A 17,727-nucleotide genomic window follows, 5' to 3' on the forward strand; every position below is an offset into this window, starting at 1 on the left:
ATGATGAAGCAAAATCAATTCGAGGCGCTGTTTTCAGGTTCTTTTGATACGTTTAAAGTATTTTACAATCTAACCCCACAAGAAACAGGGTGTAACGTGCCAACATCTCCAAAAAAAATCTGGCAAATCTTACATCACCTGATTGTCTGGCAGGATTATCAACTTATTCAGCTACAGGGTACTGGGGGAGAAGTCGAAATAAACGAGCAACTGTCATGGAGTGAAGAGGAGCAGTGTGACAGCCAGGAAAAGTTAGATAAAACGGTATCAAAATTTTATAACCAGCTTGAATGCATTAGAGAAGAAATCTCATTGTTTAATTTGCAAGACCCTGATTTGCAAAAGAAGTTGAAGATCGCCCAAAATCTGTCTGTGCACTTATCATTTCACATCGGCGAAATAATTTTAATGAGGCGAATGACAGGCAGCTATCCCTTACACCAAATGCAGGAATTTCTAAATTAGATACGGAATGTTCTTCCTCTAACCCGGTGCATGAGCACAGCCTCGGCTGCGTCTTGCTATCCTCTTATATAATCTGTTGTACTGTTAGAGGTTTTAGTTGAAGTATGTTTTGCGTAATGTCCTTAAGTTGTTGACAGGCAAAAATATAGCAATAACCTTATTTTTATACTTTTGTTGCTAATTTAATATATATATGCTAACTTGGTATATATAAGTGTTTACTCACTAAATAAATATGCTCTGTGAAGCACCCCGTTTGCCCCCGTTGTGACAGCCAGGAAGTCGTGAAGAGCGGCATCGTAAACGACAGGCAGCGCTACCGCTGTAAAAAGTGCTCCTATTACTTCACGGTGAACAAAATTGGCAAGAACATCGACAGCTACTATGTCACCAAAGCACTGCAGCTGTACATAGAAGGCATCAGTTACCGCGAAATAGAGCGCATTTTGGGCATCAGCCACGTGACGGTGATGAACTGGGTGCGCAAGTATAAAATAAAAGCCCCGGAGCAGACAGAGTACCATCCTACCTACAAGATCCTGAACCACGCCGAACTGGTGGACTACCTTAAAAATGGTGGCAACCTGAAAGGTGCCGGCATGATGATTACCGAACTGGGTGACAAGTATATGATGATCAAATGGAAGCGGTTTAAGGATTAAGCTTGGTCACGTAAATGGTCTTTTGCCCCTTCCCTTTAACTGGAAGTTTAGGGCTAGGGAACGATTAACCCACCTCTAACCCCTCCTCGGAGGGGAATCAAGCAGCCGATTATCCAACCACCCCTGCCCCTCCTTGACTAAGGAGGGGAGTTTTCCAGCAGACGATTACACCCCTATGGTCTCTTCAAGGGGACAGTAACGAGTACGGTGGCTATCGAAAACCGTTTCCAGTCTTTCCGTTGAGCGCCTTGTGAGATCCGGTGCCCGTTAAGGGCAGCCGTAGCGCAGCGAAGGCAGGAGGGAACACAGCGCGATGCAGGAAGACGAGCCTTCCCGGGCTGGAGGGAGCCAAGGCCGGAGATGCAACTGTAGGTTTGTAAGACTGAGGATGAACCGTGGCTAGTAAGGATAGCTTGGCTCAGGTTGCGAGAAGTAGCAGCCACTAAAGTATAGATAAAGTATAATGTATGGCTCACTCGGATTTGGAAATCCGCGGCAGGAAGGTTCCGGACAAGGATGTCCGGAACAGCGGGAAAGGCAAGTATAAAAGTATAGCCAAAGTATAAAGGATGGCTCTCCGAGCCAGTTGAGTTGCAAACTCAACATCATTGTAGGACACAAGTCTGAAGACTTGCGCCAGAGAGGGGTATAAGAACGGCTTGAATATGGAAATAAGCATATGATTAGTTCTGCAGAAACGCCATAGCAAGTGTACTGCCTGTTTTCAAAACTACACCCTATTCTTTTAACTATACCTAATTACCAATAAAGTACACCTGCTAACACCTTTTCGGTAACAATCCCATAAAATAGACCAAAGATTCAGGGAACAGCTGTCCTCTTATTACTAACCTTAAAATTCCTGAACATCAATGAAAAAGTTATTACTATGTGTAGTAGCAGGTCTCGGCCTTTGCTGCTCCGGAGGAAGTGCCATGGCGCAGGGCTCCGAGCTTTATGGTGCGGGTCTAAAGGTGCCCTTGAACGAGGACGGCTCAAAGTATTTTCGGCTTATTGCATGGAACCAGGTGTGGATGCGCTACAACGACAACAACTCGGGTTCCATCCGCAACGGCGAACTGGTAGACAACACCTTTGATGTAGGCCTGCGCCGCTCCCGTGTGCTGCTCTATGCCCAGATAAGCCCCCGGTTCCTGATCTTAACGCATTTTGGCATCAACAACCAGAATGCCGTAAGCGGGGGGCTCGCCAGCACCGACGGTAAAAAGCCGCAGCTCTACATGCACGACGCCTGGACAGAGTATAAAGTTCTGGACAAAAGCCTGTCGGTAGGTGCCGGTTTACATTACTGGAACGGCATATCGCGCATGACTAACGCCAGTACCCTGAATTTTCTGGCTTACGATGCGCCCATCTCCAACTGGCCTACCATTGAAGCCATTGACCAGTTTGCACGCATGATCGGCATATACGCCAAAGGTAAGCTTGGCAAGCTGGACTACCGCATGGCCGTGAACGAGCCTTTCCTGACAAACACTGGCGGTGCCATAGGGTCGTCCGCCAACTATAATCCGCAGAATAATAACAAAGTATACCAGGGCTATTTTAACTACCAGTTCTGGGACCAGGAATCGAACCTGCTGCCATACTTTGTGGGCACCTATCTGGGTACTAAAAAGGTGTTTAACCTGGGTGCGGGTTTTATGCACAACAGCGATGGCATGTGGCGCGAGGAGGCAGTCTTTGGAGGAACCCGGGAGGTAGAGGAGGACATTGATCTGTTTGGGGTAGATGCTTTTATGGACCTGCCGCTGAACCAGGAGAAAGGCACGGCGCTAACGGCCTATGCAGTTTACTACAACTACGACTTCGGGCGAAACAATGTGCGCAACATCGGCATTCTGAACCCGGCCACGGAGGGTGGTGGCCTGCGCGGCAATGCCTTCCCGACGGTAGGTACCGGCGATATGGTGTATGCCCAGGCGGGCTTCCTGCTGCCCAAGGAGACTTTGGGTGAGAAATCGCGGCTGCAGCCCTATGCGGCATTTAACTATGGCAACTTCGACGGCCTGAAAGACAGCGGCGGCGACAAGGTGCCGGTGAAAGTGCTGGATGTGGGCGCCAACCTGTTTCTGGAGGGGCATCATGCCAAAATCACGCTCAACTATCGCAACCGCCCCGATTTCACCAACATCAACAGCCTGAAGTACAGACCTGAGATCACGCTGCAGGCCATGATATACTTATAGCATCATCTAACCAAACAACTAACCTCTTTTAAGAAATGGAAAATAACAGACAAAAGATGCAGGAGTACTGGAAGCGTAATGTGCGCATCCTGCTTACGCTGCTCGGCCTCTGGTTCGCGGTGTCCTACCTGTTCGGGATCCTGCTCGTGGATGAGCTCAACCGGTTCACGCTTGGCGGCTTTAAACTGGGTTTCTGGTTTGCCCAGCAGGGCTCTATCTACTGCTTCGTCATCATCATTTTTGTGTATGTGATCTTGATGAACAAGCTGGATAAGGAATTTGACGTGCACGAAGATTAACTGTTCCTCACCTTAAAAATCTACATGATATGAGCATTTTAGCTTGGACATACCTGATCGTGGGCATCACGTTTGCCCTCTACATCGGCATCGCCATCTGGTCGCGGGCCGGATCTACAAAAGAGTTCTATGTGGCCGGGGGCGGCGTGAGCCCGCTGGCCAACGGCATGGCCACCGCCGCCGACTGGATGAGCGCGGCCTCCTTTATCTCCATGGCGGGCCTCATCTCGTTTATGGGTTACGACGGCTCGGTGTACCTGATGGGCTGGACGGGAGGCTACGTGCTGCTGGCCCTGCTGCTGGCACCCTACCTGCGTAAGTTCGGCAAGTTTACCGTTCCGGATTTTGTGGGTGACCGCTACTACTCCAGAACCGCACGCCTGGTGGCCGTTATCTGTGCCATCTTTATCTCCTTTACCTATGTGGCCGGTCAGATGCGTGGCGTGGGCATTGTGTTCTCCCGCTTCCTGGAAGTGCAGATCGAGACCGGTGTGATCATCGGTATGATCATCGTGCTGTTTTATGCCGTCCTGGGCGGTATGAAAGGCATTACCTATACCCAGGTGGCGCAGTACTGCGTGCTGATCTTTGCCTACATGGTGCCGGCGGTGTTTATCTCCATCATGCTCACAGGCAATCCGATTCCGCAGCTTGGTTTGGGCGGCGATGTGGCAGATGGTACCCCGCTGCTGGCGAAACTGGATGGTATGCTGACCGAGCTGGGCTTTGCAGAGTATACCGACGGTACAAAATCAACAATTGATGTTTTCTTCATCACGGCGGCCCTGATGGTGGGTACGGCTGGCTTGCCGCACGTAATTGTGCGCTTCTTTACGGTGCCTAAGGTGAAGGATGCGCGAAAGTCGGCCGGTTATGCGCTCGTGTTCATCGCCATACTTTATACTACAGCTCCGGCCATCGGTGCCTTTGGCCGCTACAACATGATCAACAACATCAGCAACAGACCAATTTCTGAGATGCCGCAGTGGGTACAAAACTGGCAGAAAACCAAGCTGATCGGAATTGAGGATAAGAACGGCGACGGGCGCATTCAATATGTGAAAGACCCGGCCATAAACGAGCTGACCATCGACAAGGACATTATGGTGCTGGCCAACCCGGAAATCGCCAACCTGCCGAACTGGGTAATCGCACTGGTGGCGGCTGGTGGTCTGGCGGCGGCCCTCTCCACAGCGGCTGGCCTGCTGCTGGTTATCTCCACGGCCATCTCCCACGACCTGCTCAAGAACTCCTTTATGCCGGATATCTCTGAGAAAAACGAACTGATAGCGGCACGTATCGCGGCTACCCTGGCGGTAGTGGTGGCGGGTTACTTTGGAATTTACCCGCCGGGATTTGTGGCTGAGGTGGTAGCCTTTGCCTTTGGACTAGCAGCCGCTTCGTTCTTCCCGGTCATCATCATGGGTATCTTCTCCACCCGCATGAACAAACAGGGGGCCATTTGGGGTATGGTGGTAGGCCTGGCCTTTACCGTTGCCTACATCTCCTACTTCAAGTTCATCAACCCGGAGGCTAACCTGCCGGAGAACTGGTGGTTCGGTATATCGCCGGAAGGTATAGGCACACTGGGTATGGTGCTGAACTTCGTGGTTTCTTCCATCATCTCCAGAATGACGCCTCCGCCGCCAGCCCATATCCAGGACTTGGTAGAGGATATCCGTGTTCCACGTGGGGCCGGTACCGCAGCGGTGCATCATTAATGGTTATTTGTTAATTTTTAAACTAACAGGATGGCTGATTTCTGAGTCAGCCATCCTAATTAGTTTAACTCTATAACTCCTAAACCCTCCAACTTTCAAACTCGCTAACTCCCAACATGCGCGATCAGGTAAAAGGCAGGCGGTTGTTCTTCATCAGTATCCTGTTTCTGGTGCTGCTGAATTTTCCGGTGCTGGCCATCTTTAACAGAGATGGTGTGGTGGCGGGTGTACCTGTTTTATACTTCTACCTGATGCTGTTGTGGCTGGTAAGCATTGCGGCGATCGGGCTGTTTGTGGAGCGCAAGCTTTTCCGGAAATCTAAACGCAGCAAAGTATGAACTACTGGCTTGTGATTGGGGTGTCGTTTCTGTACCTGGCGCTGCTGTTCGGGCTGGCCAGCTGGGCGGAGCGCCGTTCGGCGGCCGGGCGGAGCTTTGTGAGCAATCCCTACATCTATGCGCTCTCCATGGCCGTGTACTGCACCGCCTGGACCTATTACGGCAGCGTGGGGCGGGCGGCCACCTCGGGCCTGGAGTACCTGGCCATTTACATCGGCCCTACGCTGATGGCGCCGCTGTGGTGGGTGGTGCTGCGCAAGATCATCCGCATCTGCAAAGTACAGCGCATCACCACCATCGCCGACTTTGTCGCCTCGCGCTACGGCAAAAGTATAACGCTGGGCAGCCTGGTAACGGTGGTGTGTGTGGTCGGTATCATCCCGTACATTTCTATCCAGCTCAAAGCCATCGCCAGCAGCCTGAGCCTCCTTACCGACACCGCCATACAGCAGGAGAACTTTCCGGATACCTCATTCTTTATAGCGGTGGGGCTGGGGCTGTTCACCATTGTGTATGGCACGCGGCACGTGGAGGCCACCGAGCGCCACGAGGGTATGGTAACGGCCATCGCCTTTGAGTCGGTGCTGAAGCTGGTAGTGTTTATGATGGCCGGCGTGTTTGTGACATACTTCGTGTTTAACGGCTTTGATGATGTGATGCTGCGGGCGCAGCAGCTGCCCAACTTTGAGAAACTGATGACCTTTGAGCAAGAGGGAGGCTTCGGTGAGTGGTTCTGGATGGTGTTCCTGTCCATGCTGGCCATACTTTTTTTGCCACGCCAGTTCCAGGTGGCCGTGGTGGAGAACGTGAACGAGCAGCACCTGAACAAGGCCATGTGGCTGTTCCCGCTGTACCTGTTCGCCATCAATATCTTCGTGCTGCCCATTGCCCTGGGCGGAAACCTGCTTTTCCCCCGGGGCGCTTTCGACGCCGATATGTTCGTGTTGGCCATACCTTTGAGCGAAGGGCAAAACCTGCTGGCGTTGCTGGTGTATCTGGGCGGCTACTCTGCGGCCACCAGCATGGTGATTGTGGCCACCATCTCCCTGAGCGTGATGATGAGCAACAACCTCGTGATGCCGCTGATGATCAACACGCCATACTTTAAAGCTGCCAATCAGGACCGCCTGACGCGCATTCTGCTCTACAGCCGGCGCTTCTGCATCATGCTGGTGCTGTTGCTGGCCTATTTATACTACAAGGGAGTGGCCGAGTACTACTCTCTGGTGGAGGTGGGCCTGGTGTCGTTTGCGGCGGTGGCGCAGTTTGCCCCGGCCATTATCGGCGGCATTTTCTGGAAGGAGGGATCTAAGGGAGGCGCGCTGGCAGGTATCCTGGTGGGCTCTATACTTTGGTTTTATACTTTGGTGGTGCCCTCCATGGTAGGCGTGGGCATGCTGCCGACCAGCGTGATGAGCGAGGGGCCTTTCGGGATGGCGTGGCTGAGGCCGTTTGAGCTGTTCGGGCTGCAGGGGATGGGCTACATCTCGCATGCCATGTTCTGGAGCATGTTCCTGAACTCCGGCTTATACATTGGAGTGTCTTTGCTGAGCCGGCAAACCTCGCAGGAGCGCAACCAGGCCGAGGTGTTCGTGGATATTTTCCGCTACTCCACCGTGTATGAGTCGTCCATCGTCTGGAAGGGCACGGCCTACATGCCGGATATCAAATCGATGCTGGTGAGTTTTTTGGGCGAGCAGCGCACCGAGAAAGCCTTGAAATCCTTCCGGAATAAGTACCCCGCTCCGGAGGACGCCACCGGTAAGGCCGACCCGAAACTGGTGACCTACGCCGAGAAGCTGCTGTCCGGGGTGATCGGCTCTTCGTCGGCGCGCATCATGGTGGCCTCGGTGGTGAAGGAGGAGGAGATAAGTATAGAGGAAGTGCTCAACATCCTGCGTGAGTCGCAGCAGCTGATAAGTATAAACAACGAGCTGCGGCGCAAATCGCTGGAGCTGCGCCAGGCCACCGAGCAACTGCGCACCGCCAACGAAAGGCTAAAGCACCTCGACGAGCTCAAAGACGAGTTCCTCTCCACGGTAACGCACGAGCTGCGCACGCCGCTTACCTCTATCCGGGCCTTATCGGAGATTTTGTATGATAACCCTGACATGGGGCGCGAGGACCAGGAGCATTTTCTGCACACCATCGTGAAGGAGTCGGAGCGGCTGACGCGGCTGATCACGCAGGTGCTGGATTTGGAGCGCTTCGAGAGCGGGCGACAGAAACTGAGCCTGGAGCCGGTGCAATTGCAGGAGGTGGTAAACGAGGCCGTGGAGGCGCTGGAGCAGCTGGTGGAGGAGAAAAGTATAGAGCTGGTGGTGGATGTGCAGCAAAGCCTGCCAAGTATAAACGCCGACCGCGACCGTCTGATGCAGGTGCTGGTAAACCTGATCTCCAACGCCATCAAGTTCTGCAACCCCGAGCACGGCCGGATCATCGTATCGGTCTATTACCTGGACGGCGACGTGAAGGTGAATGTGGTGGACAACGGCAAGGGCATAGACGAGGAGAGCCAGCGGCAGATTTTTGACAAGTTTTACCAGGCCCGCAACCAGAACATCCGCAAGCCGGAGGGCAGCGGGCTGGGGCTGGCCATCAGCAAAAAGATAATTGAGTCGCACCAGGGGCGGCTGTGGGTAGAGAGCGAGCCGGGCAAAGGAGCGAAATTCTCGTTTACGCTGCCGGTAAAAGTAACCGCCTCTGCCGCTAAAGTATAAAACTATGAGTAAGAATAAAGAAAAACTGAAGGTGTTGGTAGTGGACGATGAGCCGAGTATCCTGCTGCCGCTGGAGTTCCTGATGCGCAAGAATGGCTTTCAGGTATTTATAGCACGTAATGGTACTGAGGCCATTGACAGTGTGGACAAAGAGCTGCCGGAAGTAGTGGTGCTGGATATTATGATGCCTGACGTGGATGGCTACGAGGTATGCCGCCACATCCGGGAGAAAAAAGAAATGAACGGGGCCAAGGTGATCTTCCTGAGTGCGAAAACCAAGGACGCCGATATCAAGAAAGGGTATGCCGTGGGGGCTGACCTCTACATCCCGAAGCCTTTCTCCACCCGTTTTTTGATGGAGAAGATCAAAGACCTGACAGCAAGTTGACGGAAATCTAAAATACTGGAACTATGGAGACACGGAGCAAAAAAACATACGCCAAAGAGCACGCCAGAAGTATAGCCGACCCGGAGGGGTTCTGGGGGGAGCAGGCCGGGCAGATAGCCTGGTACGAGAAACCGCAGCAGGTGCTCAGCACTGACGAGAACGGCTTTTACCGCTGGTTTAAAGGCGGCAAGCTGAACACCGCTTACCTGGCCCTGGACTACCACGTGGAGAACGGCCGCGCCGACCAGGACGCCCTCATCTACGACTCGCCGGTGACGGGCGTGGTGAAAAAGTATACGTATGCCGAGCTGCGTGATTTCGTGGCCCGTTTTGCAGGGGCGCTGCAGGGTTTGGGAGTGGGGAAAGGCGATACCGTGGTGATCTACATGCCGGTGATACCCGAGGCCGTGGTGGCGATGCTGGCCTGCGCGCGCCTTGGCGCCATCCACTCGGTGGTGTTCGGCGGTTTTGCCCCGCATGAGCTCAGCGTGCGCGTGGATGATGCCAAGCCTAAGGTGGTGATCTCCGCCTCCTGCGGCATCGAGTTCGATAAGGTGATCCCATACAAACCCCTGCTGGACAAGGCCCTGCAGAGCAGCACCCACCAACCTGAGCATACCATCATTTTCCAGCGGCCGCAGATACAAGCCGATATGATGCCGGGCCGCGACCTGGACTACATAGAGCTGCTGCAGCAGGCAGAGCCAGCCGAATGCGTTCCCGTAGACGCCACCGACCCACTGTACATACTGTATACTTCCGGTACTACCGGTAAGCCGAAGGGCATCGTGCGCGACAACGGCGGCCATGCCGTGGCCCTGAAGTATAGCATGAAGGCCGTGTACGACGTGGACCCCGGCGATGTGTTCTGGGCGGCCTCGGATGTGGGCTGGGCCGTGGGCCATTCATACTTGGTTTATGCACCGCTGATCCATGGCTGCACCTCCATACTTTTCGAAGGCAAGCCGGTGCGCACACCTGATGCAGGCACCTTTTGGCGCATCATTCAGCAGCACGAGGTGAAGGTGCTGTTTACGGCGCCAACCGCTTTCCGGGCCATCAAAAAAGAGGACCCGGAAGGGATTTTCAAGAAAAAATATGCCACCCCATCCTTAAAATACCTATTTTTAGCTGGAGAGCGCTGCGACCCGGCTACCTACTACTGGGCCAAAGACCTGCTGCAGGTACCCGTGGTAGACCACTGGTGGCAAACGGAATCGGGCTGGCCGATGGTGGCCAACATGATGGGGCTGGAGCCTTTTCAGCCCAAGCCGGGCTCTGCCGGCAAGCCTGTCTGCGGCTACGAGGTGCACATCCTGAACGAGGAGGGACAGCAACTCATTCCGGGGCAGGAGGGCATCGTGGCCGTTAAACTGCCGCTGCCGCCGGGTTGCCTGCCCACGCTCTGGGAGGACGACGAGCGCTTCCGCAAATCATACCTGGAGCGCTTCCCGGGCTATTACATGACCGGCGACGGCGGCTACAAAGACGAGGAAGGCTACGTATACATCATGGGCCGTATCGACGATGTGATCAACGTTTCGGGGCACAGGCTCTCTACCGGCGAGATGGAGGAAATGGTGGCCTCGCATGCGGCGGTGGCTGAGTGTGCCGTGATCGGCATTGCCGACGAGCTGCGCGGCCAGCGGCCTATCGGGTTGGTGGTGCTGAAGGACGGGCAGACGATTGGCGAGGAGCAGCTGGAGCAGGAGCTGGTGGCCGTGCTGCGCGAGAAGATTGGCGCGGTGGCCTACTTTAAAACCGCCCTGCAGGTGCAGCGGCTGCCCAAAACACGCTCTGGCAAAATCCTGCGCCGCACCCTGCGCCACATCGCCGACGGTACGCCTTACGCCGTACCATCCACCATCGACGACCCGGCCATATTGACCGAAATTTACGATCTCCTGAAAAAGAGACGCATCGGAAATGCTTTTATCAACCTTAAAACGCAATCTAACCAAGAACTAAACCTTGCCATGACGAACTATCAAGTTAAAACCTACGAAGAGTACCAGGATGCCTACAAGCGCAGTGTGGAGGACCCGGAAGGATTCTGGAACGACATTGCCGACACCTTTACCTGGCGCAAGAAGTGGGACAAGACACTGGAGTGGAATTTTGACGAGCCGAACGTGAAGTGGTTCCAGGGCGGAAAGCTGAACATCACCGAAAACTGCCTGGACCGCCACCTGAAAACACGCGGAAACAAGCTGGCCCTGATCTGGGAGCCCAACGATCCGAAGGAAAGATTTGTGCGCTACACTTACCGCGAACTGCATGAGAAAGTATGCCAGTTTGCCAACGTACTCAAAAAGAACGGAGCTAAAAAGGGCGACCGCATCTGTATCTACATGCCGATGATTCCGGAGTTGGCAATTGCGGTACTGGCCTGCGCGCGCATCGGGGCAATCCACTCGGTGGTGTTTGCCGGTTTTTCAGCCGTAGCCATGGCCGACCGCATTAACGATGCACAATGCAGCATGGTGCTTACGTCGGATGGCCTGAACCGCGGTGCCAAGCAGATACCGGTAAAGCGCGTGGTGGATGAGGCGCTGGAAAACTGCTCATCCGTAGAAAAAGTTATAGTAGTGGAGCGCCTTGGCTGGGCCGTGAACATGGTGGAAGGCCGCGATGTATGGTTCCATGACGAAGTAAAGACCGTGAGCAAAGACTGCCCTGCCGAGGAAATGGACGCCGAGGACATGCTGTTCATACTTTATACGTCGGGCTCTACGGGCAAGCCGAAAGGTGTGGTGCATACCTGCGGTGGCTACATGGTATATGCGCAGTACAGTTTCACGAACGTTTTCCAGACCCAGGAAAGCGATGTGTACTGGTGTACCGCCGACATCGGCTGGATAACTGGCCATACGTATTTGCTTTACGGTCCGCTACTGAGCGGCGCTACGACGCTGATGTTCGAGGGTGTACCAACCTACCCCGACAACGGTCGCTTCTGGCAGGTGGTGGATAAATTTGGTGTTACCATTTTCTATACTGCTCCAACCGCTATCCGCGCCCTCATGGCCGGCGATATTGATGACGTGCTTTCCTATAGTTTAGACTCGCTTCGGGTGCTTGGCTCGGTGGGCGAACCGATAAATGAGGAAGCCTGGCACTGGTACCACACCCACGTCGGCAAGGAACGCTGCCCGGTAGTGGATACCTGGTGGCAAACCGAAACCGGCGGTATTATGATATCAACTATAGCCGGTGTAACCCCAATGAAGCCAAGCCATGCAGCGCTTCCGTTGCCAGGCATACAGCCAATTCTGGTAGACAGTGAAGGGAATGAGATCACAGAGAATGGCGTGGAAGGTTACCTTTGCATGAAATTCCCGTGGCCAGGCATCATCCGCACCACTTACGGCGACCATGAGCGTGCCCGCCTCAGCTACTTCTCTACCTACAAAGGCTTATACTTTACAGGAGATGGCGCCAAACGCGATGAGAACGGGCTGTACCGCATCATTGGCCGTGTGGATGATGTAATCAATGTGTCTGGTCACCGCTTTGGTACGGCCGAGATTGAAGAAGCCATCAACCACAACGAGCATGTGGTGGAATCGGCAGTGGTGGGCTACCCACACGATGTGAAAGGCCAGGGAATATATGCTTTCGTTATCTGCAGGGAGGTGCCGGAGCGCGAAGATTACCTGCGTGCCGAGATCATTGAGACGGTGGTAGAAAAGATCGGTAAGATCGCGAAGCCGGACAAGATCCAGATCGTCAGTGGCCTGCCAAAAACCCGCTCCGGTAAGATCATGCGTCGCATCCTCCGCAAAGTTGCCGAAGGCGACACCTCTAACTTGGGCGATACCTCTACACTGCTCGATCCGGAAGTGGTGGAAGAGATTAAGGCAGGAGCGTTATAAAGTATAAATTTAGTTTAGTTGAATGTTTAAATCCCTGTAGCCGCTGCTGCAGGGATTTTTTTTCTGCATCAGGATTTGCAGGATGTTAAGAGGGCCCCTCCCCCGGGATGGACAGGATTGTTCGTGCAACACGCAGTTTATTTCTGGCGCGAGTCTCCAGACTCGTGTCCTGCAAATGGAGTTAAGTCTCCGACTTCACTGAGGTCGGAGGCGTCAGGTTCTGCTGCCTATTAGCTTCCTCGTTGCTGGAAGTTAAGAGTTGGGGAACGATGAACCCACCCCAGCCCCTCCGAGGAGGGGAATTTACCTCACCCCAGCCCTCTCCTTTTCTCGAGGGCCCCTACCCCCAAAACAGGAGAGGGAGTCCGGTCCCAGTGGTATAGCAGTGGCTATCGAACTGATCCCAGTCTTTGGGTTGAGCGCCTTTGGAGTTTTTCGGTCCCGAAGGGATTGCAAAGCGACAGCGAGCAAAGAAAAGCTCCCAGCGCGATGCCCTTATCGAGGGCCCCTACCCCCAAGACGAGCTCTCCCGGGCTGGAGGGAGCCAAAGCATGAGGTGAAACTTTGAGCTCGTAAGACTGAGGATCAGCAGCAGCTAGCAAGTATAGCTAGGCTCAGGTTGCAGAAAGCAGTGGCTATGGAAGTATAAGTATGCGGAATTGGAAATCCGCGGCAGGAAGGTTCCGGACAGGGATGTCCGGAACAGCAGGACTAAAGTATAAATGTGCAGGTGCAAAGTGCAGCCCAAGTACAAAGTATGGCTACAGTTGCGTTACAAACTCAACACCATTATAGGACACAAGTATAAATACCTGCGCCAGAAAAGTGCATCAGAGAGGTGTTAACAGCACCTTTGTAAGTATAGCAGCAGCTAAAAGAAACTCTTTTTCCAACCTATCCCATTCCTTGCACTACAACCAGAAAACACTTAACTTCCACAAGCAAAAATCCCATCCCTATGAAACCTGCCAACGTCATACAAGAGCGCGTGCTGGAGTTCCTGAAGCAGTACCCGCCCTTCAGCCTGATAGCTGCGGAAGAACTGCAGCGGCTGGCGGGGCAGGTGCGGGTGTTGTACCTGGAGCCGGAGCAGGTGCTCTTTAAGCAAGTCGACACGCCACATGACATGTTCTACCTGGTGCGGCAGGGTTCGGTACGCCTGGAGCAAGGGCCGGAGGGTGCGCAGCGGCTGGTGGACGTATGCGATGAGGGGGATGTGTTCGGAGCACGGGCGCTGATCGCCAAAAAAGACTATTCTTCTACGGCCACTGCCGCTGAAGAAACGCTCGTGTACGGCATCCCGATAACGCTGTTTGAGCCCATCCTGCACCATAATCCCGAGGTAGCTTTATACTTTGCCGCTGGCTTTGCCGCTGGAGCGCCGGTGCAGCAGGGGCGTATGCAGGAAACGAACCAGGCCCGTCGCGGCCTCAGTGGCTATACTTCACCGCAGCCGCTGCACTTGGAGGATGTGCTGACGCTGGACACCAACCGCAACAAAGTAACCTGCACTGCCGCAACTTCTATCCGGCTGGCAGCCCAGATCATGAGCGACAAAGACTCCAGTTTTATACTCGTAGTGGATGAACAGGAGCAACCCACCGGCATTATTACAGACACCGACCTGCGCAAGCGCGTGGTGGCAGGGCATGTAAGTATAGACGACCCGGTGGAGGAGGTGATGTCGGCGCCGGTGATCAGCATACACCCCAATCCGCACATGGCGGAGGCGTTGCTGATGATGATGCGCCACCACGTGAAACACCTGTGCGTTACCGCAGACGGAAGTATAAACTCAGCGGTGCAGGGCGTTCTGACGGAGCACCACCTGCTGCTGGCGCAAGGTAGTAACCCGGCCATACTGGTGCAGGAGATTCGGCAGACGCAAAGTATAGACAACCTGCCCGCCATCCGCGACCGTGCCGAGGAACTGCTGCAAAAGTACCTGGAGCAGGAGGTGAACATCGCCTTTATCGCCAACATCATCACCGAAATAAACGATGCGCTGGTGGTGCGGGCGCTGCAGCATGCCGAAAGTATACTTGGCCCGCCACCCTTGCACTACTGCTGGCTCTCGATCGGCAGCGAAGGGCGAGAGGAGCAACTGCTGCGTACCGACCAGGACAACGCGCTGGTTTTTGCCGATGCCCACGCCGCCGATGAGAAAGAGGCGCAGGCATACTTTGTGAAGCTGGCGGCGCAGGTAAACGAGGTGCTGGTAAAATGCGGTTTTGAACGCTGCCCAGCCGACATGATGGCCAGCAACCCGAAGTGGTGCCAGCCGCTGCACAACTGGAAAAGTTATTTTCATAGTTGGATACACGAGCCCACCGAGAAGGCCTTGCTAAACGCCAGCATTTTTTTCGATTACCGCCCTGTGCACGGCGATTTTAACCTGGCGACGCAGCTGACGAATTACATTTACGAGCACATACAGCAGGAACATGTTTTTCTGCCTTACCTGGCCAAGCATGCGCTACAGAGTCCGCCGCCGCTCAGCTTTTTCCGCAATTTTATAGTGGAGCGGAGCGGGGAGCATAAAGACCAGTTCGACATTAAGCTGCGCGCCATGACCCCGCTGGTAGACGCCGCCCGCGTGCTGACGCTGGATAACCGCGTGGCTGGCCTGAACAATACCTTTAAGCGATTTGAGAAGCTGGCGGAGCTGGAGCCGCAGAACGCCGAGCTGTACCAGGAGGCCGCCATGGCCTACGAGATCATGATGCGGCACCGCGCCCTTAGCGGCCTGCGCAACAGGAACTCCGGGCGCTACATCAACCCGGCGCAGCTCAACAAACTGGAGCGGCAGACGCTGCGCAACACCTTTAAACCCATCAGCGATGTGCAGGAGCTGCTGCAGGTGCGCTTCCAACTTAACTACTTGGGCTAATGCGCGACTGGCTAAGCAAGATCTTTCCCTCCAAAGCAGCGGCTGCGCCTGAGGATCCCGCCTTCTGGAAAAGCTATGTCCAAAGTATAAACAGTCAGCCCGCTGCCGCTACTCCCTTAACTGAGGCCGAATTTGTTGTTTTTGACACCGAGACCACCGGTTTTGATACCAAAGAAGACAGAGTGCTCTCCATAGGGGCCGTGAAGGTGCGGGGGCAGCAGGTGCTGGTGCAGGAGAGTTTCGAGTGCGTGGTGCGGCAGGAGGTGCTGACCGGAAACAAAAGCGCCGAGGTGCACGGGTTGCTGCGGAAGCAGTTGGAGCAGGGCGTGCCGGAGCAGGAGGCGCTGCAGGCTTTTCTGGCCTACATCGGCGACAGTATACTTGTGGGGCATCACCTGCGGTACGATACAAGTATGATCAACGGCATGATCCGGCGCAGCGGCATCAACGGCAAACTGCTGAATAGCGGCATCGACACGGCCCAGCTTGCCCGCCGCCTGGAGCGCGGGCAGCACCACACCCCCGACAGCTACAAACGCTCAGAATATAGCCTGGATGCCCTCATCACAAAGTATAACCTGCCCACCGAAGCTCGCCACACCGCCCCCGGCGACGCCTTTATCACGGCTATACTTTTACTAAAGCTGCTGGCAAAGGCGAAGAAAAGGGGGATAGAGACGGTGGGGGAGTTGGTGAGGTAGTAAATATAAGTTGGTGACTCTAATATTAATTTCCTGCCCTTGTTGGTGTTTTCACCAACAAGCCGACAAGCCTCTAAAACTCCCAAATTGCTGTTCCGGACTTCCTAGTCCGCGTATGTAGCTAAACCATGGGGACTAGGAAGTCCCCGGCAGAAAGCTTTCGGACTTGGAAGTCCGAAAGAGCAGCACTAACAAACTCCTATAACACCTCACCCATACTTCTGCAACCCGCCATCTCTGTCTTTGTGACAGCAAAACAACCAAGCTAATTCTAGCGTTGAGTTCGCGAAGCACTGGTTGCTGAGCCCAAATAGCGGTGAAAGTCTCGCAGGAAATGACATCCTTTAACCAGCGAAGCGTGCCATAGCCGAGACCATCAACATAATATTTATCCCAAACCGAATCTGCTGTAAGTATAAATTATACTTTTGCGTCCCCTTAATTTGAACCAATACGGCCTGTATTGGCATTGGGTAGAGCAATTAACACATTATACTTTGGCAGTAATACCAGTCCCGGATAAGTGCTTCATTCCTTTTGATGTACCGATAGCGCGTGATGTGCTCCCCGAAAAGTTTACCTACCCCTTCAGTTACAAACCGCACCCGCTGAGCCTATTGGCAGTAGAGAAACTCCAACGGCATCTTACGCACCAGCAGGAGTGGGAGCACAACTTTGGCCTGGAAGAGGGGCAGGCCGGGACAGTTATCGGTAAAATGTTTGGCGTGCTGGTAGTTGAGACTTCCGAATGTGAGATCGGCTTTCTGGCGGCTTTTTCCGGGAAGTTAGCTGGCGGCTACCATCATGCCCGTTTTGTGCCCCCGGTGTTCGACTCCCTGACCGAAGGCAGCTTCCTGAATGTGGGCATGGCGGAACTGACACGCATTAACCAGGAAATAAAAACGCTGAATGAACGGATGTCGGATGAAAACCTGGAGAAAATTGACACGCTCCAAAAATTGCGGAAATCAAATTCAGTCGCGCTGCAGGCTAAACTTTTTGACCACTACAGTTTTCTGAACCAGGCAGGAGAAGAAATGAACCTGCGCGAGATATTTCAAGGCAACGCTAACAGCAACCCACCTGCCGGTGCCGGGGAATGCGCCGCACCCAAGCTTTTGCAGTACGCGTTTCGGCATAGCATGAAGCCCTTGGCGATGGCCGAATTCTGGTGGGGCTTGTCCCCTAAATCTGACTACTGGAAGCACGGCCATTACTACCCATCCTGCCGCGAAAAGTGCGAGCCCATTTTAACCCACATGCTGGCCAACATTAGTATGGATGAAATGCCGGAAGATTGCTTTGCTTAACTTAGATAGTTGAAGCAGAATCGTTAAATTAACCTCCCAAACAAAAACCCTCAATCTTTTCCTGCAGAAGTGTTTGTAAGCGCGCAGGTTGAAATAGAGATGATTGGCAGGAGATACTGATTTCATACTTTGTTCTCATATCAAAACC

12 protein-coding genes and 1 pseudogene are annotated in these 17,727 nt (G+C 53.9%); all 13 read left to right on the forward strand.

All coding sequences use genetic code 11. The features are described 5' to 3' along the window. Window positions 1-465: a hypothetical protein gene (locus OO017_RS02155; protein ID WP_266050788.1), complete on the forward strand. Its 465-nt coding sequence runs from the start codon at window positions 1-3 to the stop codon at window positions 463-465. 242 nt (window positions 466-707) lie between these two features. Next, window positions 708-1,127: an IS1/IS1595 family N-terminal zinc-binding domain-containing protein gene (locus OO017_RS19955; protein ID WP_266050789.1), complete on the forward strand. Its 420-nt coding sequence runs from the start codon at window positions 708-710 to the stop codon at window positions 1,125-1,127. 872 nt (window positions 1,128-1,999) lie between these two features. Continuing rightward, complete coding sequence (locus OO017_RS02165) at window positions 2,000-3,337, forward strand: hypothetical protein (RefSeq protein ID WP_266050790.1); 1,338 nt, start codon at window positions 2,000-2,002, stop codon at window positions 3,335-3,337. Between the two features lie 35 nt (window positions 3,338-3,372). Further along, the gene (locus OO017_RS02170; RefSeq protein ID WP_266050791.1) at window positions 3,373-3,636 is read left to right on the forward strand and encodes a DUF4212 domain-containing protein; all 264 of its coding nucleotides are present in this window, start codon (window positions 3,373-3,375) and stop codon (window positions 3,634-3,636) included. 29 nt (window positions 3,637-3,665) lie between these two features. Further along, complete coding sequence (locus OO017_RS02175) at window positions 3,666-5,357, forward strand: sodium:solute symporter family protein (protein WP_266050792.1); 1,692 nt, start codon at window positions 3,666-3,668, stop codon at window positions 5,355-5,357. A gap of 116 nt (window positions 5,358-5,473) precedes the next feature. Further along, on the forward strand, window positions 5,474-5,695 hold the full coding sequence (locus OO017_RS02180; protein WP_266050793.1) for a hypothetical protein: 222 nt from the start codon (window positions 5,474-5,476) through the stop codon (window positions 5,693-5,695). Then, window positions 5,692-8,415, forward strand: a complete 2,724-nt coding sequence (locus tag OO017_RS02185) for a sensor histidine kinase (RefSeq protein WP_266050794.1) — start codon at window positions 5,692-5,694, stop codon at window positions 8,413-8,415. The genes OO017_RS02180 and OO017_RS02185 overlap by 4 nt, the downstream gene beginning before the upstream one ends. A 4-nt stretch (window positions 8,416-8,419) precedes the next feature. Beyond that, entirely contained in the window at window positions 8,420-8,803 is a 384-nt protein-coding gene (locus OO017_RS02190; RefSeq protein WP_266050795.1) for a response regulator transcription factor, read from the forward strand. Window positions 8,804-8,826: 23 nt separating this feature from the next. Then, window positions 8,827-10,695 (forward strand): annotated as a pseudogene (locus tag OO017_RS02195) (propionyl-CoA synthetase); the annotation flags it as partial. 84 nt (window positions 10,696-10,779) lie between these two features. Next, complete coding sequence (acs, locus tag OO017_RS02200) at window positions 10,780-12,678, forward strand: acetate--CoA ligase (protein WP_266051024.1); 1,899 nt, start codon at window positions 10,780-10,782, stop codon at window positions 12,676-12,678. A gap of 958 nt (window positions 12,679-13,636) precedes the next feature. Next, the gene (locus OO017_RS02205) at window positions 13,637-15,568 is read left to right on the forward strand and encodes a DUF294 nucleotidyltransferase-like domain-containing protein (RefSeq protein ID WP_266050796.1); all 1,932 of its coding nucleotides are present in this window, start codon (window positions 13,637-13,639) and stop codon (window positions 15,566-15,568) included. Continuing rightward, entirely contained in the window at window positions 15,568-16,269 is a 702-nt protein-coding gene (locus OO017_RS02210; RefSeq protein ID WP_266050797.1) for a 3'-5' exonuclease, read from the forward strand. Before OO017_RS02205 ends, OO017_RS02210 begins: the two co-directional genes overlap by 1 nt. A 497-nt stretch (window positions 16,270-16,766) precedes the next feature. Continuing rightward, entirely contained in the window at window positions 16,767-17,579 is an 813-nt protein-coding gene (locus tag OO017_RS02215) for a pseudouridylate synthase (protein WP_266050798.1), read from the forward strand. The last annotated feature ends 148 nt before the right edge of the window (window positions 17,580-17,727 follow it).

Source organism: Pontibacter anaerobius (assembly GCF_026241195.1).
Classification (GTDB): Bacteria; Bacteroidota; Bacteroidia; order Cytophagales; family Hymenobacteraceae; genus Pontibacter; species Pontibacter anaerobius.

What these genes read in the sequence shown, in the direction of transcription:
- OO017_RS02155 (WP_266050788.1), top strand. Translation starts at nt 1, where the DNA reads ATGATGAAGCAAAATCAATTCGAGGCGCTGTTTTCAGGTTCTTTTGAT.
- OO017_RS02165 (WP_266050790.1), top strand. Translation starts at nt 2,000, where the DNA reads ATGAAAAAGTTATTACTATGTGTAGTAGCAGGTCTCGGCCTTTGCTGC.
- OO017_RS02170 (WP_266050791.1), top strand. Translation starts at nt 3,373, where the DNA reads ATGGAAAATAACAGACAAAAGATGCAGGAGTACTGGAAGCGTAATGTG.
- OO017_RS02175 (WP_266050792.1), top strand. Translation starts at nt 3,666, where the DNA reads ATGAGCATTTTAGCTTGGACATACCTGATCGTGGGCATCACGTTTGCC.
- OO017_RS02180 (WP_266050793.1), top strand. Translation starts at nt 5,474, where the DNA reads ATGCGCGATCAGGTAAAAGGCAGGCGGTTGTTCTTCATCAGTATCCTG.
- OO017_RS02185 (WP_266050794.1), top strand. Translation starts at nt 5,692, where the DNA reads ATGAACTACTGGCTTGTGATTGGGGTGTCGTTTCTGTACCTGGCGCTG.
- OO017_RS02190 (WP_266050795.1), top strand. Translation starts at nt 8,420, where the DNA reads ATGAGTAAGAATAAAGAAAAACTGAAGGTGTTGGTAGTGGACGATGAG.
- acs (WP_266051024.1), top strand. Translation starts at nt 10,780, where the DNA reads ATGACGAACTATCAAGTTAAAACCTACGAAGAGTACCAGGATGCCTAC.
- OO017_RS02205 (WP_266050796.1), top strand. Translation starts at nt 13,637, where the DNA reads ATGAAACCTGCCAACGTCATACAAGAGCGCGTGCTGGAGTTCCTGAAG.
- OO017_RS02210 (WP_266050797.1), top strand. Translation starts at nt 15,568, where the DNA reads ATGCGCGACTGGCTAAGCAAGATCTTTCCCTCCAAAGCAGCGGCTGCG.